The sequence below is a fragment of the Natrinema hispanicum genome, assembly GCF_900111485.1.
In the GTDB taxonomy this organism is placed as follows: Archaea; Halobacteriota; Halobacteria; order Halobacteriales; family Natrialbaceae; genus Natrinema; species Natrinema hispanicum_A.
This window is the reverse complement of record NZ_FOIC01000012.1, coordinates 66106-86115: the sequence shown is the minus strand read 5'-3', so window position 1 is coordinate 86115 and position 20010 is coordinate 66106. Positions and strand designations below refer to the sequence as shown.

21 protein-coding genes are annotated in these 20010 nt (G+C 62.2%); 11 read left to right on the top strand and 10 right to left on the bottom strand.

All coding sequences use genetic code 11. The annotated features are described in order from the left end of the window. Positions 1-70 precede the first annotated feature (70 nt). Positions 71-1078: a DUF5784 family protein gene (locus BSG09_RS12345; RefSeq protein ID WP_092933542.1), complete on the top strand. Its 1008-nt coding sequence runs from the start codon at positions 71-73 to the stop codon at positions 1076-1078. 174 nt (positions 1079-1252) lie between these two features. Here the strand turns inward: BSG09_RS12345 and BSG09_RS12340 are convergent, their stop codons facing one another. Further along, a complete protein-coding gene (locus BSG09_RS12340) occupies positions 1253-1540 on the bottom strand; it encodes a DUF5789 family protein (RefSeq protein ID WP_008013725.1) in 288 nt (95 codons plus the stop codon). 168 nt (positions 1541-1708) lie between these two features. On the opposite strand from BSG09_RS12340, the gene BSG09_RS12335 reads away from it, so the two are divergent. Together BSG09_RS12335 and BSG09_RS20845 are read left to right on the top strand one after the other, a co-directional pair. Continuing rightward, on the top strand, positions 1709-2497 hold the full coding sequence (locus BSG09_RS12335; RefSeq protein WP_092933540.1) for a PHP domain-containing protein: 789 nt from the start codon (positions 1709-1711) through the stop codon (positions 2495-2497). A gap of 44 nt (positions 2498-2541) precedes the next feature. Beyond that, on the top strand, positions 2542-2706 hold the full coding sequence (locus tag BSG09_RS20845; RefSeq protein ID WP_006183007.1) for a DUF6757 family protein: 165 nt from the start codon (positions 2542-2544) through the stop codon (positions 2704-2706). Here BSG09_RS20845 and BSG09_RS12330 read toward each other — a convergent pair whose 3' ends face one another. Further along, positions 2707-3030: a 4Fe-4S dicluster domain-containing protein gene (locus BSG09_RS12330; RefSeq protein WP_092933538.1), complete on the bottom strand. Its 324-nt coding sequence runs from the start codon at positions 3028-3030 to the stop codon at positions 2707-2709. It lies immediately after the preceding gene. 138 nt (positions 3031-3168) lie between these two features. Here BSG09_RS12330 and hemB point away from each other — a divergent pair, with 138 nt between their 5' ends. After that, complete coding sequence (hemB, locus tag BSG09_RS12325; RefSeq protein WP_092933536.1) at positions 3169-4176, top strand: porphobilinogen synthase; 1008 nt, start codon at positions 3169-3171, stop codon at positions 4174-4176. Between the two features lie 475 nt (positions 4177-4651). Continuing rightward, on the top strand, positions 4652-6307 hold the full coding sequence (locus BSG09_RS12320; RefSeq protein ID WP_092933534.1) for an ammonium transporter: 1656 nt from the start codon (positions 4652-4654) through the stop codon (positions 6305-6307). A gap of 123 nt (positions 6308-6430) precedes the next feature. On the opposite strand, the gene BSG09_RS12315 is transcribed toward BSG09_RS12320, so the two are convergent. From BSG09_RS12315 to BSG09_RS12300, 4 genes are all read right to left on the bottom strand, one after another. After that, positions 6431-6547 (bottom strand): CcmD family protein, encoded by a 117-nt coding sequence (locus BSG09_RS12315; protein WP_083857063.1) that lies wholly within the window; start codon positions 6545-6547, stop codon positions 6431-6433. 1 nt (position 6548) lies between these two features. Then, entirely contained in the window at positions 6549-7271 is a 723-nt protein-coding gene (locus BSG09_RS12310; RefSeq protein ID WP_175542198.1) for a cytochrome c biogenesis protein, read from the bottom strand. A 43-nt stretch (positions 7272-7314) separates the two neighbouring features. Continuing rightward, on the bottom strand, positions 7315-8001 hold the full coding sequence (locus BSG09_RS12305; RefSeq protein ID WP_092933533.1) for a cytochrome c biogenesis CcdA family protein: 687 nt from the start codon (positions 7999-8001) through the stop codon (positions 7315-7317). A 78-nt stretch (positions 8002-8079) separates the two neighbouring features. Beyond that, positions 8080-9249, bottom strand: coding sequence for a c-type cytochrome (locus BSG09_RS12300; RefSeq protein WP_092933531.1), 1170 nt, complete (start codon positions 9247-9249; stop codon positions 8080-8082). A 196-nt stretch (positions 9250-9445) separates the two neighbouring features. Between BSG09_RS12300 and BSG09_RS12295 the strand changes: the two genes are divergently transcribed. Genes BSG09_RS12295 through BSG09_RS12285 form a run of 3 tightly spaced genes read left to right on the top strand, consistent with a single transcriptional unit; the run spans position 9446 to position 13485 of the window. After that, on the top strand, positions 9446-9892 hold the full coding sequence (locus BSG09_RS12295) for a thioredoxin family protein (RefSeq protein ID WP_175542197.1): 447 nt from the start codon (positions 9446-9448) through the stop codon (positions 9890-9892). After that, positions 9889-12312: a cytochrome c biogenesis protein CcsA gene (gene ccsA, locus BSG09_RS12290; protein WP_092933529.1), complete on the top strand. Its 2424-nt coding sequence runs from the start codon at positions 9889-9891 to the stop codon at positions 12310-12312. Before BSG09_RS12295 ends, ccsA begins: the two co-directional genes overlap by 4 nt. A gap of 3 nt (positions 12313-12315) precedes the next feature. Next, positions 12316-13485 (top strand): carboxypeptidase-like regulatory domain-containing protein, encoded by a 1170-nt coding sequence (locus BSG09_RS12285; protein WP_092933527.1) that lies wholly within the window; start codon positions 12316-12318, stop codon positions 13483-13485. 528 nt (positions 13486-14013) lie between these two features. On the opposite strand, the gene BSG09_RS12275 is transcribed toward BSG09_RS12285, so the two are convergent. From BSG09_RS12275 to BSG09_RS12265, 3 genes are read right to left on the bottom strand one after another with little or no spacing between them, the layout of a single operon-like run. Continuing rightward, on the bottom strand, positions 14014-14703 hold the full coding sequence (locus BSG09_RS12275) for a heme exporter protein CcmB (protein WP_092933523.1): 690 nt from the start codon (positions 14701-14703) through the stop codon (positions 14014-14016). After that, positions 14700-15404 (bottom strand): ABC transporter ATP-binding protein, encoded by a 705-nt coding sequence (locus tag BSG09_RS12270; RefSeq protein ID WP_092933521.1) that lies wholly within the window; start codon positions 15402-15404, stop codon positions 14700-14702. Before BSG09_RS12270 ends, BSG09_RS12275 begins: the two co-directional genes overlap by 4 nt. A gap of 4 nt (positions 15405-15408) precedes the next feature. Then, entirely contained in the window at positions 15409-15813 is a 405-nt protein-coding gene (locus tag BSG09_RS12265) for a cytochrome c maturation protein CcmE domain-containing protein (RefSeq protein ID WP_092933519.1), read from the bottom strand. 202 nt (positions 15814-16015) lie between these two features. Here BSG09_RS12265 and hemL point away from each other — a divergent pair, with 202 nt between their 5' ends. After that, positions 16016-17362 (top strand): glutamate-1-semialdehyde 2,1-aminomutase, encoded by a 1347-nt coding sequence (gene hemL, locus BSG09_RS12260; RefSeq protein ID WP_092933517.1) that lies wholly within the window; start codon positions 16016-16018, stop codon positions 17360-17362. A 12-nt stretch (positions 17363-17374) separates the two neighbouring features. Here the strand turns inward: hemL and BSG09_RS12255 are convergent, their stop codons facing one another. Further along, entirely contained in the window at positions 17375-17740 is a 366-nt protein-coding gene (locus BSG09_RS12255) for a group I truncated hemoglobin (protein ID WP_092933515.1), read from the bottom strand. Between the two features lie 323 nt (positions 17741-18063). On the opposite strand from BSG09_RS12255, the gene hemC reads away from it, so the two are divergent. Further along, positions 18064-19185, top strand: a complete 1122-nt coding sequence (gene hemC / locus BSG09_RS12250) for a hydroxymethylbilane synthase (protein ID WP_092933513.1) — start codon at positions 18064-18066, stop codon at positions 19183-19185. 14 nt (positions 19186-19199) lie between these two features. Beyond that, positions 19200-20009: a uroporphyrinogen-III C-methyltransferase gene (cobA, locus tag BSG09_RS12245; protein ID WP_092933511.1), complete on the top strand. Its 810-nt coding sequence runs from the start codon at positions 19200-19202 to the stop codon at positions 20007-20009. Position 20010 lies beyond the last annotated feature (1 nt).

The following is a 20010-nucleotide window of genomic DNA, read 5'->3' as shown; positions in this document are numbered from 1 at the left end:
AATCTGTCCACACAGCAGCAGACAGCGAGACAGCGAACGATATATGCACCCGCACACCCTAACAAGGAGTGTGGCACGGCCGCTTCGCTTTCGTTACTCGCCCCAGTCGTGGAACGACGGGCGCATCCACCAAGAGATTCTCCAGCCGCTTCAGTCGAACATCGGCGCAGAATCCGTCACGCCCTGGTTCAAGATCGGCGGCAACTGGCGGGCACATCGCTTCGAGATGCAAAACGGCGACGTCGCGCTCTTTGCACACGCCAACGGCGACGCCTACTGGATGGGCAACACCGAAACGCCATCCTCGCTATGGAAGACCGACAAGTTCGGCTGGCGGGAAGTCCCCCATCACGTCGCACGATGGGCCAAACGGGAACTGACCGCGACGCTCCACGAGCGGTCCCCCTGGCTCGCGGATTACCCGCATCTCTCGTGGTTTTTCCTGCCTGTCTTCATGTCCAAAGATGGCCGCGACTCCACTCGCGCGTTCTTCCGGGACCACGCCGCGGGCTTTCCTGACGCCGACCACCAGGAGACGACACAGTTCTTCGAGGACTTTCTCTCGACCGGCGTCTTAGACGAGCATCGACACGTCATGTCGGGCAAACTCGGCACCAGCGAGCACGTCGACCGCGTCCGGATGAGTGCCGCGATGGCCGAGTTCATCGCCGCCAAAATTCTCACCGACGCCGGCTACGATGTCGTCCCCGAGATCGAGGTCACGACCGGGCACTCGCTCGATTTTCGAGCTGAAAACGACGATACCAACGTCCTCGTCGAGGTTACCCGACCACAGCCGCCGGGCACCCGCGCCGCCACTGGCCCCGTCGCTGCCGTTCGCGACACTGCCGAGACTAAAACCAACGGCCAGCTGGCTGACCACGGCGGGGGCGCAACCCTGTTCGTCGACTGCTCGAGCTTCCGGGACGACGAGTGGGCCGCCGTCCGCGGCGAGCAACCCGACGTGCGCCACCGTCCCGCCGTCGTCTACCGCACCCGACCGAACGGGCATGTCGAAGGCTACCGGAAAGGTGCGGTTCCGCTCGAATTGGACGATGTCCTGACGGTGCTGGACTGATCGAACGGGATCAACTCGCCACGCTGCTGGGTTCAGAGATAGCAGTTACAACACGACCGCGAGGAGACGTGCACGGCTGTACTCGAGTTGGATACCACGTGAAAACGCACGCGAGTTGTAACAAACCGGTCGCTAGCGCGGTCGGCTGGAATCGATCCGAGAAGCGACGTCGTCTTAGAACGAAACGGCGTCGGGCGAGTACGGACTCCCGACCGGTGTCGGGTCACGGTCGCTGTAGCCGACGCGGCCGACAGCCTTGTTGCTGACAGCAGAGTAGACGGCGAGACGCGCGTCTTCCGGGTGCTCGAAGGTTTCGGACTCGAGGCGGGCGAGTACGTCGCCGACCGTTTCGGACCCGTTGGGGAGTTCGAGGGTCCGATCCCCGTATTCGTCGATCAGTTCCTCAGTCGTGGCGGGGTAGTCGTGGTCGTCGATGACGTCGCCGGTGCCATTGAGCAGCATTACGCCCCATCATCCGTGAACGATAATTATAAACATTGTCCATGCATGTTTTCTAGTCTCACTAGGTTCCTTATATGCCTAGTAGACAGTCAGCAAGTACGTTACTCGTCCGAGGATGGGTCCAGGCCCGGAGAAACGCCTTTAGGAACGGCCCTGTTGAGGTACGATATGCCATACGCGGACTTACACGTCCATACCACCCGCTCGGACGGGAGTCTTCCACTCGAGGCGGTCCCCGAGGTCGCGCGCCGTGACGGCGTCGACGTCGTCGCGGTGACGGACCACGACCGGGTCCAGCCGTTCGACAGCCCGGTCGTCGAACGCGACGGCGTGACGCTGATCCACGGGATCGAGTTGCGGGTCGGGACCGACGCTTCCCAGCGAATCGATCTGCTGGGCTATGGCCTCGAGCCGAGTGCAGAACTCGAGGCGATCCTCGAGTCGATTCAGGAAAACCGCATGGAACGCGGCCGGGCGATCGTCGACTGCGTGGAGTCGCGGCTAGGGGTCGATCTCGGCGTAACGATCGACAGCGGATTCGGACGGCCACACATCGCGCGGGCGATCGACGCTCACCCCACTATCGAGTACGACTATCAGGGCGCGTTCGATCATCTCATTGGCTCTGACTGTCCGTGTTACGTGCCCCGCGAGGTCCCCTCGTTCGAGCGGGGGCGGGCGGCACTGGCCGAGTCGTGTCGACTCGTCTCGCTTGCCCATCCGTTGCGGTACCGCGATCCCGAGCAGGCACTCGCGCTTTCGGCCGACCTCGACGCCGTCGAACTCCAGTATCCGTACGGTCGTGACATCGACCGCAAACCAGTCGAACGCGCGCTCGAGCGTCACGATCTGCTCGCCACCGGCGGCAGCGACGCACACAACGAGCGCCTTGGTATCGACGGGCTCTCCCGGGGGGCCTACGAGCGCCTCGAACTGACAGCCGACGGTACTAACTGACCGCGAGCGGAGGGTTCAATGCGTCGTGGCCCGTACGGCTGAGTATGAACTGCCACTACTGTGACCGCGAAGCTGCCTTCGCAGCCGAGTCCGATGGACTGAAAGTCGGTCTCTGCGAGGAACACTTCCGCGAGCGGTTACAGGAGCTCGCTGAAGCTGATGGGCTCGAGAGCCTCAAAGAGAAAGTCGACGTCGACCGCGCCGAATAATTACGCCGTTCGGCCGGCGTCGACGTCGATGGCGTCGACGGGACAGACGTCGACACAGAGCATACAATCGATACACTGAGCCTCGTTCGCGGGGTCTGCCTTTTCTTCGCTTTCAGGGTGGCCCGGCGTGTCGATCCACTCGAAGACGTCGACCGGACAGTCCTCGACGCAGGCTCCGTCGGCCAGACAGATGTCGAAATCGACCGCGACGTGCGTGCCGTGAATCCCAAGTTCTTCGGGTTCATCGACGGGACCCCAGACCGAATGTCCGTTGTGTTCGTCGACCTGTTCCCGGTTCTCGGTGAACTGTGGATCAATAGCCATGACTAACATGGTAGATGCGAGACGCGCACTTAAAATTGCGTACTCATCTCATTGGGAGTCGATCGGCACTCGAGTAGGGCAACGACCGCCGACGAGTACGAACGCACTGCTTTTGGACGTTCCGTCAGTAACTCCGGTATGGATCTCACACATCGTCCGCGACGACTCCGGCAGGACCGCGTTCGCGATCTCGTCAGCGAGACGAGCCTCGAGCCGACCGATCTAATCGCACCGGTGTTCGTCGACGCGACGACCGACGAACGCGTCCCGATCGAGTCGATGCCCGGCCACGAGCGAGTGCCAGTCGACGACGCCGTCGCCCGCGTCGAGGAAGTGCTCGAGACCGGCGTCGAGGCGGTCATGCTGTTCGGCATTCCGGAGTCGAAAGACCCCGAAGGAACCCGCGCCTGGGCCGACGACGGCGTTATTCAGGAGGCGCTGCGCCAGGTTACGAGCGAGACCGACGCCTACGTCATCACCGACGTCTGTCTCTGTGAATATACCGACCACGGCCACTGCGGGCCACTCGAGGAGGAACTGCGCGGCGGTGCGCTCGCGGACGGCCCTGCCTGTGAGCCGACGATGACCGTCGACAACGACGCGACGCTCGCGGCGCTCGAGAAGATCGCCGTCTCTCATGCCCGCGCGGGCGCGGACATGATCGCGCCAAGCGGGATGATGGACGGCATGGTCGGTGCGATCCGGTCAGCGTTAGACGAAGCGGGATTCGAGCACGTCCCGATTATGAGCTACGCGGCCAAGTACGAGAGCGCGTTCTACGGTCCCTTCCGGGACGCCGCCGACGGCGCGCCGTCGTTTGGCAACCGGCGACACTACCAGATGGACCCCGCGAACGCCCGCGAGGCCCTGCGAGAGGTCCGACTCGACGCCGAGGAGGGCGCAGACGTCATGATGGTCAAGCCCGCCCTGCCGTATCTCGACATCGTCAGCGCCATCCGCCGGGAGTTCGACCACCCCGTCGCAGCCTACAACGTCTCCGGCGAGTACGCCATGCTGCATGCCGCCGCCGAGAAGGGCTGGCTGGATCTCGAGGCAGTGGCACTCGAGTCACTGCTGTCGATCAAACGAGCGGGTGCGGACCTGATTCTGACGTACTTCGCGGAAGACATCGCGCCACAACTGTAGTGTGACGACTGGCGGCGGGACTACTTTTGAATCGATCGGCTGTGAGTGCTCGAGACTGGTATGTAGACGAATGTCAAGAACCGGGTGGCACGCCAGCGCGTGGTGGCAAGATCTGCCGCGCGCGAGCGACGGGCCGCCGAAATGCCCCACAACGACGGCGGGAGACCCGGCTGTTCCCCCGCTGACACGGTGCGTCGACGATCGAGGAGGTTGACAAACGCATAGAATATAACCGCAGCGGGAAACAGTCTCCATTGCTGAGATCCTTATACACATTATACCTAATTTAGCTTTGTCCGTATGGGCCTATTACAGAGTTTATTTTGGACAAACAACAACACTAATCCTTAAATGGTACAAGAGCTACGAGTTGAAACGTGATTTGGAACACGAATGCGGTGCTGATTGCAGGAGAAAAGCACGATCATTCGATCGATAGCGCATGCGATGTGTGGACTCCCGAGGTGAGCGTCTGATGGAAGCGACGCTCTTGCAGGCCGAGACCGAGATGCTGATGGAGTCGATCAACTACACGTGGATCCTGGTCGCCACGTTCCTGATCTTCTTCATGCACGCCGGCTTCGCCATGCTCGAGGCGGGGCAGGTGCGTTCGAAGAACGTGGCGAACCAGTTGACGAAGAACCTGTTGACCTGGAGCGTCGGCGTGACGGTGTTTTTCCTCATCGGCGTCGGCGTCGAGGGCGTGGTGGCTGGAAGCGGCTTCACGCCCGGTTTCCAGAGCGATCCGGTCGGCTGGATGGACTGGCTGTACGGCGCGGTCTTCGCGATGACCGCCGCGACCATCGTGTCGGGTGCCGTCGCCGGACGGGCGAAGCTCCGTGCGTACGTCACCTACACGTTCCTGCTGGCAGCGGTCATCTACCCCGTCGTCACCGGACTCACGTGGGCCGGTGGCTACATCGAGACGATCACTGGCACGCCGTTCGCTGACTTCGCGGGCGGCATGATCGTCCATGGGATGGGCGGCATCGCCGGCCTCACCGCTGCATGGGTGCTCGGCCCGCGCATGGACCGGTACAACAGCGACGGGTCCGCGAACGTCATCCCCGGCCACTCGCTGACCTTCGCCGTTCTGGGGACGTTGATCCTCGCCTTTGGCTGGTACGGCTTCAACGTCGGCACGTCGGCGATCATCGATATGGAAAACGGCGTCTTCCTCGGCGACCAGCTCGGTCGCGTCGCGATGACGACGACGATTGCGATGGCCTGCGGCGCGATGGGAGCCGGCCTCGTTGCCTGGCTCAAGACCGGCAAAGTCGACACGCTATACGTCGCCAACGGCCTGCTGGCCGGTCTGGTCGGCATCACGGCGATTCCCAACACCACTGCGTGGTGGGGCGCGTTCGTGGTCGGTGGCCTCGCCGGCGCACAGCTGCCGATCGTCTTCGAGATCGTCGAACAGTACCTCAAAATCGACGACGTGTGTGCAGTCTTCCCCGTCCATGGCTCGGCGGGCATCCTCGGCACGCTGCTGTTCCCGTTCGTTGCCGCCCCGGGCGTCGTCGATAGCGTCGCAAGTGCGTTCATCGCACAGCTCACCGGCGTCGTCCTCATCAGCGCCTGGACGATCGCGACGACAGCGGCCATCTGGTATGCGTTCAAAGCGGCTGGTCAGGCCCGCGTCTCGCCCGACCACGAACGCGACGGGCTCGACGTCTCCGAACACGGCGTCGATACCTACCCCGAGTTCGGCAAGCCCGACGTTGCGACCGACGGTGGCAGCGCCAGCGAAATCATCCGTTCCGACGGCGGGATGCCAAACGACGGCGAGATCAAGATGGTCACGGCGATCGTCCGCCCCGACCGCCTCGGCCAGATCAAAACCGCCCTCGCTGGCGTCGGCGCACCGTCGCTGACCGTCACCAACGTCTCTGGACGGGGCTCTCAACCCGCCAAGAAAGGCCAGTGGCGCGGCGAGGAGTACACGGTCGATCTCCACCAGAAGGTCAAAATCGAATGTGTCGTCGCCGACATCCCCGCACAGGAGGTCGTCGACGCCATCCGTGGGGCTGCCGAGACCGGCGAACCCGGCGACGGCAAGATCTTCGTCATGCCCGTCGAGGACGCGACGCAAGTCCGGACCGGCAAGACCGGTCCGGACGCCGTCTAACGCACACTCGCCGCGAACGCGTTCCGCTCTTCGAGTCGACGTTTGACGCCGAGCAGTACCACTCAGCCCGGCAGAATCCCCGGAATCATCCGACAGCGTATCAATCGATTACTGCGTCAGCGATTACTGCAGATCCTGCAGTTGGCGTTCGAGGCGGCGTAACTGCCGCTGCATGTAGAACAAATACACGAACAATACCACGAACACGGACCCGTATCCAGCGAGGAGAAGAGTATCCATCTTACCGCACCTCTTCTTTCTGAAGGATAATTTTATCTTCGATTTCGTGGACACGAATGCGAATAGCTAGCACGTATATATAGAGTAACGCCAGCGCGAGAAACGAAATCGCGAGGATCATCGGGTCGATATTCGCACTCACGCTCGAGTTCGCAATCGTCGGCTCATGAAACGTCGGCGACCAGAGTCGACCGGCCGTGTACGTAATCGGGACCGTGACGAACGCAACGACGCCGTACACAGCGGCAAAGCGCTCGTCGCTTCCCCGTTCGGTCGAAGCGTACACGGCGAGGTAGCCAGCATAGATCAGCCAGACGATCAGAAACGTGACGAGTCGAATGTCGCTCCACTCCCACCAGGAATTCCACACGACCCGTCCCCACATACTCCCTGTCGCGAGCGTCAACGTCGCGAATAGGAAGCCGATTTCGCCGCCGCTGTGAGCGAGGCGATTCCAGAATCGGCCGTCGTACCGGAGATACAGCAGGCTCCCGATGAACGTCGTCGACAGCGCAGACGCAGTGAGAAACGCCAGCGGAATGTGCCAGTATGCGATGAGGTTGATCCCGTGTTCGATGCCGTACATGGTCCGGGAGGCGACGCTGAAGATGAGTGCAAGCGAGGTCAGACCGAACGCAAACGCGCCCCATCTTACGACCCGACTCCACATGATCCACCGAAGCAGCCGGATGAGTGATGCGAGCTGTCGCGAAAACGTACGCATACCGCAGTACTTGAAAGCACCTGACTTAGTTTTTTTCCAGTCGTTATCCGACGAGCACTGCCAAGAGCGCCTTATCGAGTTCGAACAACAGGCCAATGCCAGTCAGGACGAGCGCGTACCCGCTCACTCGGCGGACCAGCGCGGGCCGCTCGAGCGAACGGACACGGGTCGTAAGCATCGTACTCGCCCGTTTGCCACCGTAGGCGACCGCCAGCAGTGGGCCCGAGAATCCGACACCATACGTGAACAGAAGCGTCGCGCTCCGCGTCACATCACCGGACGTGCCGACGTACGCGAGGACGCTGCCGAGGACGGGACCGACACAGGGAAGCCAGATGATGCCGAGAAACAGGCCCAGGACGAAGCCACTGGTGAGTGGATGCCGTGTGTTTTCGACGCTCGTCGTCACCCGGGATGCCGGGCCAGTGATCCGTGACGCAGCGGTCGTGTAGGCGTCGTGAAGGTCGTCGTCAGCCATGATCGCGCCAAACGCAATGATCAGGAGCACGAAGGGGACTCTGAGCGTCTCCGGCGTCACGGAACTGAGCAGCGACGTAATAATGCCGAGTGCAGTAAACGAGGCGATACTTCCTGCGACGATCGCGACCGGTCGCAGTCGATGGCCGGTACTGCCCGCGAGAAGGGGCGGGATCATGGGGAGACAACAGGGCGTCAGTGCAGTCAGTGTCCCTGCAACGAACACAGCGACGAGTCCGGCCACATCGAACATGACGCGATGTTATAACACGAGTCAAAAGAACGTGCTGGATCCGATACCGACGGATCCGCGGCGACTATCGGCGACGGCTTAGCCGTCGACCGATTCGTTGCGAAGCGGCTGGTCGTAGTACTCGACGTCGTCGGGGATGTCGCTCTCGTTGAGCGATTCAGTCCCGGTTGGGATCCCGGCGATCTCGAGTTTCTTGCGCATTGGGTTCATGTCGTAGCCGAGCTCTTCCTGCGTCCGTGGGTAGTAGATACCCTCTTTCGGCGGTCCGGACGTCGGGAAGTCCTGCTCTTTCTCGACGAATGCGGGACGGTCGTGGCCGTTCATGTAGCCGGCGATGTCCTGGACGTCACTCCAGTCGCTGACCGTATGTGGCGTGCCGTACGGCATCGCCTCGCGGATGAACGAGGCCGAGGTGTACATCCGGCTCATGCCGGCACCATCGTTGAACGCGCCCGGCCCCCACAGTGGCGGTGCACTTCCCTCGATACCCTGTCCATCATCGCCGTGACAGGACGCACAGTTCTCGAGGTAGAGTTCGGCACCACGCACGGGGTTGACCTCTTCGATCGGTTTCTTCTCGTCACCTTCGGGCTTGTTCAGGTGTGACCAGTAGGGCTGTCCCTTCACTGGCACGCCTTCGCTCAGCCACTGCATGTACGCCTCCATCGCCTGCATTTCGCGACTGTCGTAGGCTGGCGTCCCCTCGGTGGAGTTCTGGGAGTTCATACTCCGGTCGAAACAGCCCATCAGGCGCTGGCGCGAGTCACGCATTCGGTCGCGCCGAGACGTCCACTCCGGTAGGTCCGCGTGGGTGCCCACGAGCGGAATCATGTCGATGTCCTGCCCGACCATCCCCTGTGTCATCCCGTAGCGCGGGTCAGTGCCACCGTGGCAGCTGGCACAGGAGAGTTCGTTGCCGACGTGTTCCGGCATTGCCTGGGAGGTGTTTCGCATAAGTTCACGCCCGTAGAGAACCATCTCGCGCTCCTCTTCGTTCGAGGGGAGCGTCGAGTTGTTCATCTCCTTGGGGGAGAACTGCACCTCGTCGCCGGAAGTCGCGTTCCGGTACGCGAAGTTGTTTTTCGACTCGCCTTCTCTGAGGTCTTCGTCAAAGACCTTCCGATCAGGCCACTCTTTTGGGAGCTCGGTCGTCTCGTTGGCTTGCCCACCGGGTGCCGATGGCGCGGCACAGCCGGCGAGAGCGATTAATACGACAACTCCAAGTAACGAGAGGAGTTTGCGGTTCATCGCCCGATGTCACCTCCGGGTATGATCCTCACCTGGTTTCGTCTCTGCATACTGCCAAGTACAGTAACTAATGATTAAACATTTATGGTCGGGAGAAAGTCATTCTACTAGATTCAAGGCGTGACGTAATGGGAGCCGACTGAGACTATAAACTACAACAATAATGTCAATTTCGCCGAGAAAAGTGTTTACGATCATGGTTTTTGTAGCGGCGATCAGTATCGGATACTACTCGATGAACGCAGCACCGGTACTGAGCGACGACTCCTATACGTACCATGGTGAGACGGAGTGGAGAACAGATATCGACGAGGCGCGGCAGATCGCCGCCGAAGAAGACAAGCCGATCCTCATCTACTTCTGGACGACCTGGTGTACGTACTGTGAGGACTACAACGCAAACGCGTACTCCGATCCGGCTGTCCTCGAGCAACTCGATGACTTCGTCCTCCTTGCGGTGAATCTCGAGGACAACAGTCAACAGGCGGGACAGCTCCAGCAGCAGTACGAGGCGAACTACCCGCCACAGCATGTCGCCGTCACGCCGGATGGCGAGGTCCTGGTCGAAATCAACGGCTACGCCGAGACAGACTCGTTTCTGAGCTATCTCGATGAGGCACTCGAGGAGTGGGAAACCCAATGATGGGCGGAACGCTCTTGATTGGCGCTGCATTGCTGTCCGGTCTTGCGGCGACAGTCCTTCTCATCACGAACTATCTCTGGCGTGAGAAGCGGTATCTCAACGCCGTCACGCCGCTGATCGGCGTGACTGCCGGACTGCTCAGTCTGGCGCTTGCCTATCTGACCTATCAGTTCGTCACCACGGATTACGCGAACGCCTACGTGTGGAACAACACGGCCAACTACATTTCGATCTTCTACCGGATTACCGGCGTGTACGCCGGGAATCAGGGCTCGGTCCTTCTCTGGGCGGCGCTGACGGCCATCGTCGCGTTCTGGGCGGTCGTCGTTCGTGGCCTCGAGCGCCGCGAGACGAGGCTCGTCCAGGGGATCACGATGGGGGTCGTGACCTACTTCGCGGCGATGCTAGTGCTCGACAGTCCATTCGAGCCGATTTCGGCGGAGTTCCCGGAGATGGATCCGGGATTCGTCCCGATCGACGGGACGGGGCTCAATCCGCTGCTCATCGATCCCTATATGGCGATCCACCCGCCGATCATGTTTATCGCGTACGCGCTGTTGACGATGCCGTTTGCCATCGCCGTCGCGCACTTCATCTCGACGATTCGTGGTGAGGGTGGCCTCTTTGACGAGTGGATCGGCAGCGTCACGCGCTGGCTACGCATCGCGTGGCTGTTTTTGACTGCAGCGATCGTGCTTGGCTCGCTGTGGTCGTATCGGGTGCTGGGCTGGGGCGGTATCTGGGCGTGGGACCCCGTCGAGGTCGCCGTGTTGATCCCGTGGCTGTTCCTCACGGCGACGCTGCACGCGGTGATGAACTATCGCTCCCGGTCGACCTACGCAACGCTTGCCCCCGCGATGACCGGGGCGACGCTCGCACTCATCATCTACGCCACGGCGATCGTCCGGAGCGGCGTGTTCCGGAGCGTCCACTCCTTCGCCGACGGCGGCATCGGCGCTGCACTACTGGTGTTGCTGACGATTACGTCGATCCTCGGCATCGGACTGCCGCTTGGATACTGGCTGCTCCGTGAACCGGAGTCAGCGTCGGAGGCGTCGAGTCCCGCACAGCGCTGGATCACGCACGTGAACCTGAAACACCTCGCGGTCCTGAGCATCGGCCTGCTCGGCTTCATCTCCGTCTGGGGGCTGACGTTTCCCGTGCTCAATACCTATGCGACCGGCGTCGAAGTCGCGGTCGGCGGCCAGTACTACAACCTCTGGAGCTATCCGATCGTCCTCGGCGTGTTGCTCATCCTCGGGTTCTACATGGATTACGACGTCGAGGGCCGCCGGCGCGCGCTGATCTCGCTTGGGATCTTCACGCTGCTGACCGTCCTCGCGGCACTGGTCGCACCCAGCGAGACGTGGACGCTGTCGAACGTCGATGGCAACGACGCGCTGTTGTATCGACTCGTCGGGAACGCGAGTGCGCTCTCGATCCTCCCACCTGCGGCATACGTCTGCCTGACGGTCATCAAGCGAACGCTCGAGTTCGTCCCCGGCAACCCGAACCGGAACTTCCAGCTCAAGCAGGTGGGGATTACGATGATCCACGTCGCGTTTGCGCTGCTCGTGGTGACGGTGACGTTCTCCTATCTCTTTACGGCCCAGTCGTCGCTGGTCGTTGCCGACGCCGACCGCGAAGCGACGATCGAGGGATCGGCCGTCCACGAGGTTCCCGAATCCAACTATGCGGTCCAGGTATCCGACTACCGCTCGTATCAGCGACCCGAAAAGCCGAACGTCGAAAACATGGCGCTCTCGAGCGAGCAGATCGCCTCCCGCGGCCAGGAGATACATGAGACGAGACAACCGGTCTACGGCACGGCGACGCAAATAAACGCTGGGCCGGACGCGACCGTCATCCAACTCGATAATTCGGGCGTCTGGATCGGCGTGATGAACGCGAGTCAGACCGACCTTGGTATTTCGGAAGGCGATCAGGTCGTCGGTGTCGGCACCGTCATGTGGGATTTCCTGCCGGAGCTGCCCCAATCCGACGGCGTCGTCGTCACCGAGGCGGCGAACGTCGGCCCGGTCTCGAACCCACCGGCCGCACTCGACCAGACGCGCGTCGAGGGAACTGCCGTCGGACTCACCGTGTATCAAAACGACAAACAGATCGCCCGCGGCAACGCCGGGCAGGAACGCTACCTTCAGCAAGGTGGGATGGAAGTCCGCGACGTCCTCGTCGACCGCGGCCTGACCCACGATACGTACGTCATCGCAGCGGTCGACGACGGGACCGTATCGCTGACGGTCAAGCAGATCCCGCTGATGACCGTGATGCGGTTCAGCGTCGCCGCGTTGCTGGTGGGCATGCTCTTCGTGATCGTGTTCGACCCCGCACACGGACTCGCCCGGGTCTGGCCCCGCGTCACGCGCCAGCAGAACGTCACCGAAACCACATCAGACTAACCTATGAGAAAGACAGTCCTCGGCTTCGTCGTCCTCGTATCGCTGTTAATCGTCCCCGCGACCGCCACTGCTGAGCCGGTTTCCGGAACCGTCACCGTCGACGGCGGCCCCGCAGACGGTGAAACGGTCACGATCGCGCCGCTTGACCCAAGCAACGAACTCATCGGCAACGAGACCGAAACGACGGTCGAAGACGGCTCGTTCAGCTACGAGTCCGTCGAGGGTGCCATCACCTACTTCATCGAACTCGAGCACGAGGGCACGACACACTACGCCCTCGTCGACGATGGTGAACAACCCGACTTCGTCCTGAACGAAACGATCTCGGGCGAACTCGTCGACGAGAACGGCACGCCGATTTCGAACGCCACTGTCACCGTCACGAGCCAGTACGGCCCCACTGTGACACAGACGAACGCGACCGACGGCTCGTTTACGATCGGGCCGGTCCAGCCCGATCGCGTCTACACCCTCGAGATCGAGGCGAACGGGGCCACCTACGAGCGGGCAGTCTCGACCGGCGACGACGCAGCGAACACGACCTTCGAGTTGCCGACGCCCTCGACTGATCGAGATGCACTGACGCTCAGTGGCGACCAACCGGTGAACCACCTCCTGAACGTTGGACCGACACAAAACGGCACCGGGCTGTTCGTCGTCGAGACGGTCTCCGTCAAAAACGGTGCCGATCGGCCGTTCGCCGGTGACGTCTCCTTTGCAGTGCCATCGGACGCGGAAGTCGTCACGGGAATGGTCGGCGACGAACGCACGTCGGTCAGCCAGACGAACGGCACGGCGACCGTCGAGACGATGATCGGTCCACAGGAGACGACCACCGTCAACGTGTACTATCGCCTCGAGGACCGAGCGTTCGAGAAACCGGTCGGCTACGACGTCGAGCAGCTCGCGATCCAGTTCGCCGAATACGACCTGACTCAGGTCGAGGTCTCCGACAACCTCGTCGAAGCCAACGCACCGATGCCGATGGTGACGAGTACGGGGCCGCTCGAGGCGGACGAACAGATCTCCGTGAGCATCACCGAATCCAGTCAATCGGTTGCCAGCGACCAGACCAACGGCAGTCCAGGGGCCAGCGAGTTCCCGCTCGGCCTGGTGAGCGCCGGCTTCGTCGCCGTCATCGCGATTGGACTGGCCGCGTATCGGTACCTGTAAGCCGGTTTGCCACCGGCGGGGAACCAGCGACCGGTTCACAGCGGTTGATTTCGTTCGAATTTCGCTGAACCAGTCAGCATGTAGATATGAAAACTGAACGACAACCCGAAAACATATGTCTCCTCGATAAGGTATTCGCTATATGCCTGCATTCGGAATTGGTACCCCCATCTACCTTGTCATCCAAGCGTTCATTGCACGCTTCGTGTATCGTGAGGCCTCAACTCAAAATCGTCGCTCGCCGCTTGTTTTAGCTGGTAGCATCTTTATCCTGAGTATCGTTGCTGTGTTTATTGTGGGTAGTATTCTACCTGTTCTCCTTGTCGAAGCAGTGGCTATTATAATGTACCGTGCTGGCACATCCAGAAATAAACCACCTACTATACAATAATCAAACACTCTCCTGTTCTACTGAGAATCAAACAGTTCTTCACCTGTACTTATCGTTCGCTGGGTTACGACTCCAGCAACCAGCTGTTGTAAAATACAGCACCGCTAACAGATTGGCGGGAACGGATCGAAGCGGTCCTATCGTTCGACGACGTACTCGAACAGCGCGACTCCGATCAGGAACAACACGCCGTCGTAGGCCAGCAGGAGTCGGAACCACCGCCACAGCGGCAGTCCCTCCGAGATCGCCCGCGTGAGTTCGACGCCAGCGAGCAACACCGGAATCACGAGCGGCACGAGCAACAGCGGCAACAGGAGGTCGCTGAGCCGGGCTCGAGCCGTAATCGTCGCGATCAACACGCCGGTCGCGGCAAAGCCAAACGCCGCGAGGGCGATGACGAGCAACAACAGCGGAGTCGTGCCCGGCAGGACGGTGAAATCGAGGAAGACGACGATACACCCGAGCGTGATGACGGCGACGGCCGCCGTGAACGCGGTGTTGCTCACGACCTTGCCGACGTAGATCGCCGAGCGGTCGACGGGAACGAGCAACAGGCTGTCGAGGCCGGCGTCGGCCTCTTCGACGGCGACGCTCTGGCTTACGCTGAACGTCCCGGCGAAGACGAACGCAACCCAGAGCGCACCGCTTGCGACGACGTCGATGTTCGCGAACGTGCGGGCGAAACTGAACGCGAAGATGATGACGACCAAGAGCGCGAAGACGGCCGCGGTGTTGAGCACTTGCTTCGAGCGCAACTCGATGCGGAGGTCCTTGCGCGCGACCTCGAGGACGGTCCGCCAGTAGCTAACGGCAGTACTGTCGGTCATTGCAGATCAGAGCGGCCGACTGCCTCGAGATATTCGGTCTCGAACGAGTGGCGGTCGAGGTCGGTCAGCGAGACGGTTCGTTCCAGCGTGCCGTCGACGAGTACGAGCGCGCGGTCACAGTCGTCGACGGCCCGCTCGAGGTCGTGGGTCGCGATGACGACGGTTCGGTCGTCGAACCGCGTCAGGATCCGCTGGAGGTCCATCGCCGACCGCTGGTCGAGGCCGGCGTACGGTTCGTCGAGCAACAGGACCGTCGGATCGTGTAGCACCGCCCGCGCGATCGAGAGGCGCTTGGTCATGCCATGCGAGAAGTCCTCGACGCGGGTCGAGGCGTGTGTTCGGAGGTTCACGTCCTCGAGGACCCGTTCGACGCGCTCCGCGTCGACGGTTCGCAACCGGGCGTGCAATCGCAGGTTTTCGCGAGCGGTAAGCGTCCCGTAGACCATCGGCCGATGGCTGACAACGCCGAGTTTCGCGCGCACCGCAGTCGCGTCCGGCGTCACCTCATCGCCGTCGATCCGGATACGGCCATCGTCGGGTGAGGCAAGCGTCGACAGCAGCTGCATCAGGGAGGTTTTCCCCGCGCCGTTGGGGCCGAACAGCCCGACGTGCTCACCGGAGTCGACAGTAAAAGAAACGTCACGAAGCGCGGTCGTCGAGCCGAGCCGTCTCGTCACGCCATCGACGCTGATCGTCCCCATGTCGTTATTCCCGTTCGGTCGGTGGCATTGCAGTACTGTTGGTACTGTTCCCGCCGCCGCTGCCCTCGTGGGCCCGGACGGAGAGTTCGGACGCGTCGAGCGAACCGTCGTCGACGGTGCCTTTCGCGACGACGATCCGGCCCTCGGCCATCGTCTCGGGCATCGCCCCGTCGTAGACGACGTCGACGGACGTGTTGTTGTCCGTGACATCGAACCGGATGTCGGTGCCGTCTTGTTCGAGGTTGGCGACTTTCCCCTCGAGGTTGACCCACTCGCCGTTGTAGTCGCCGTTCTCGAGTGAGGTCGGCGTGACGAACGCCGCGGAGGCGTTCATCACCGTCGTTCCGAGGACACCGAAGAGTAACACGACGCCGACGCCGGCGAAAAGTAACTTACTCCTTCGTTTCACGATCGAATATGTCCGATCGGACTATTTCAATCTTGGCGTGTATCATTGATTTCTGTTACAGTTCCAGAAAACGAGCAGTTCTCCGAGGACCGATTCGGTCTCCAGCCCGGCCGGACATGAGGCGGATGCGGGCGGCCAACGATGGGCCGCGAACCGACCCGACCTCGGTACTCCTTTCCCGTCCGAATCCGAAGGGGCGCGCATGACCGACGATAACTCTCGAGCGCTGTACGACCGGGCACTGTCGGTGCTGCCCGGCGGCGTCAACTCCGCCGTTCGCGCGGCGATCGAACCGTATCCGTTCTTCGTCCAGAAAGGCGACGGCGGCCACGTCATCGACGCCGACGGCAACCGCTATATCGACTGGGTGATGGGACTCGGCCCGCTACTGTTGGGCCACGATCTGCCCGAGCCCGTGCAGGCGGGTATCCAACAGAAAGCCAGCGAGGGACCGATGTACGGGACCCCAACGGAGATCGAAGTCGACCTCGCGGAGTTCGTCGTCCGCCACGTTCCAAGCGTCGAGAAGCTCCGCTTTGTCAACTCCGGAACCGAGGCGACGACCTCCGCCGTGCGTCTCGCGCGGGGTTACACCGGTCGGAACAAGATCGTCGTCATGCAGGGGGGCTACCACGGCGCACAGGAGTCGACGCTGGTCGAAGGCGACGCCGATAATCCGACACCCTCCTCCGCCGGCGTTCCACAATCGTTTGCCGATCATACCCTCCCGGTGCCGTTCAACGACGAGGAGGCCGTCCGTGAGGTCTTCGAAAAACACGGCGACGACATCGCAGCCGTGATGACCGAGCCTATCCTGGGCAACTACGGCATCGTCTACCCCGAAGACGGCTACCACGAGTTCCTTCGCGAAATCACCGACGAACACGGCGCGCTGCTGATCTTCGACGAAGTGATCACCGGCTTCCGCGTCGGTGGCCTCGGCTGTGCCCAAAGCGAGTTCGGGATTACGCCCGATCTGACGACGTTCGGCAAGATCATCGGCGGGGGCTTCCCCGTCGGTGCGATCGGCGGCCGCGCCGAAATCATCGAGGGCTTCGCACCGACTGGCGACGTCTTCCAGGCCGGCACCTTCTCCGGCCACCCTGTCACGATGGCTGCCGGCCTCGAGACGCTACAGTTCGCCGCGGAAAACGACGTCTACGACCACGTCAACGGCCTCGGTGAGCGACTGCGCAGCGGCCTGACCGACATCGTCGCCGATCAGGCACCCAGCTACACTGTCACCGGGACCGACAGCATGTTCAAAGTGATCTTTACCCGTGACGGGCCCGGCCCCGATTCGCTCGAGGAACAGTGCACTGCCGGCTGCCAGCAGAACCCAACCTGTCCGCGGTATGACTACTGTCCGAAAAACGCCGGCGACGTGAAAAACGCCGAGACCGAGCGCTGGCGGCGCATCTTCTGGGGACAGATGAAAGACCAAGATATCTTCCTCTCACAGAACCAATTCGAGTGTCAGTTCGTCAGCTACGGCCACACCGAGGAAGACGTCGAGCGGACGCTCGAGGCCTACAAGGACGCACTATAGTCAGCCGAGCGATTAGTCAGCCGCAGTCACGATATCGTCCTGGTAGTCTGCAACTGCCTCGAGGACCGCCTGCCGGTCGGCCTCGTCGACATCGAACACGGCGAGTGCATCCCCAAGATGGGTCGCGATCGCCTCGAACTCCGAGGGAGTGATACCGAGATGGTCGTGGGCGGCTTTCATATCATCGCCGGTGTACTCGACCGGTCCGCCCGCGACCGAACTGATGAATTGGGTCTGATGGGCGCGCTGTTTCTGCATATCGACGTCCTCGAAGTGGTACGCAACCTGTTCGTCCGCAACGACGCGGTCGTAGAATTCGTCGACGACGGCTGCAATCGCGTCTTCGCCACCGAGTCGTTCGTAGAGCGTATCGCTCATCGGACGTATCCAATCACCAGACCATGATAAAAGAATGGACGAATATATTCGCAAAACCCGTGACACGGAAGTACTAGTCCGTCTGCCCGTGATCGCATCTCGCCTACAATCAGTGCTGGACTCATACGAACTACTGTACGTCAGTTCCGGTGGGACCGCGACCCGCACTGCGGCCGGGCCGGGAAAGCGGGACAGCAGCCCGTAGCAGAGCATCGCGGGGCGAGCATCACTGACCATTGCTCAACTGCATGAGAATCCAGACGGGGAACGCCCCTCGTCGGACAAGCGTGCGCTTTTCATACCCGAGGCACCCACTGACGCCTATGAGAACGCGCGGGACGCTACGACTGGCGACGCGGGGATCCACGCTCGCCCGGCGACAGGCCTCGCTGGTAAAAGAGGCACTGGAGGACCGCCGGTACGAGGTGGAACTCGTCACCGTCGAGACGACGGGAGACCAGATCACAGACGAGTTGATCCACCGCCTCGGGAAGACGGGTGCGTTCGTCCGCGAACTGGACGAGCGCGTCCTCGAGGGCGACCTCGACGGGGCGATCCACTCGATGAAGGACATGCCAACCGAACAGCCCGAAGAGCTCGTGACCGCCGCGGTACCCGAGCGCGGACGACCGGGGGACATCCTCGTGACGCCCGATGGATCGACGCTCGAGGAGTTGCCCGACGGCGCGACTATCGGCACCTCGAGTCTCCGCCGGCGCGCCGAGTTGCTATCCGAGCGGCCGGATCTCAACGTCGAGCCGCTGCGGGGGAACATCGATACGCGCCTCGAAAAGTTGCTCGCGCCAGCGCTACAGGAAGAACACCAGCAGCGCTCGGAGGCGGACAAAGAACGCAAAGGGAATACCGGCAACGAGGACTTCGAGGCCGAGTACGACCGCACCGTCGACGAGTGGTTCGACGAGCTCTCGGAACTCGAGCGCCAGGCGCTTGGCCGCGAGGTCGAGACCGAGTACGACGCGATCGTTCTCGCACACGCCGGCCTCGAGCGGAGCCGACTCGATCACTACGTCGACTATCAGGAGCTGCCGCGGTCGACCTTCGTTCCCGCGCCGGGACAGGGCGCGCTCGCGGTGACCGCCCGGGACGGCGAGACCGCCCGCGAATTGCAACAGCTTATCGACCATCCGCGGAGCCGCGTCGAGACGACCGTCGAGCGGACGATCCTGGCCGAACTCGGCGGCGGCTGTATCGCGCCGGTCGGCATCTACGCGGTCGTTCAGGGCGAGTACGTCCACACGACCGTCAGCGTCTTCGACGGCGACGGCGAGGAGTCGGTGACCGGGAGCCGAGATCTGCCGATCGAGAGCCACGCCGAGGCCGCTCGCGAGTTCGCACAAGACCTGGCGGATCGCGGTGCCGCCGAGCTGATCGATGCAGCTGGCGAGGACGACGTCTCCGAAGAAGATACACCCGCGGGGAAATAGCGAGGACATATCGAATGGCAGACTCCGACATCGACGCGGAACCCGGTACCGTCTACCTCGTCGGCAGCGGCCCCGGCGACCCCGAGTTGTTGACCGTCAAGGCGAAACGGCTGCTCGAGACCGCCGACGTGGTCCTCCACGACAAGCTTCCCGGCCCGGAGATCATCGATCAGCTCCCCGAAGCGCGCCGTGAGGACGTCGGCAAGCGCGCCGGCGGCGAGCGCACGCCCCAGTCGGAGATCAACGAACGGCTGGTCGAACTCGCCAGCGAGGGGAAGTCCGTCGTCCGGCTCAAGGGCGGCGACTCGTTCGTCTTCGGCCGCGGCGGCGAGGAAGCGGAGTATCTCGCGGCCCACGAAATCCCCTTCGAGGTCGTCCCTGCAGTCACCTCGGCGATCGCCGCACCCGCCGTCGCCGGTATCCCGGTCACCCATCGGGATCACGCCTCGTCGGTGTCGTTCGTCACGGGCCACGAGGACCCGACCAAGGAAGAATCCGCTGTCGACTGGGACGCCTTAGCCGCTACCGGCGGCACCATCGTCGTCCTGATGGGCGTCGGTCGTCTTCCCGACTACACGAACGCGCTGTGCGAGGCCGGCATGGCTCCCGAAACGCCGGTCGCGCTCATCGAACGGGGGACCTGGCCCGGCCAGCAGGTCGCCACTGGCACACTCGAGACCATCGTCGACGTGCGCGATGAGGAAGGAATCTCGCCGCCCGCAGTGACGGTGATCGGCGACGTCGCGGGCACGCGCGAGTCGATCGTCGACTTCCTGCAAACCGAATACGGGTCGGCCGCCGAAAACGGCGGCCGGGAGGCGTAAC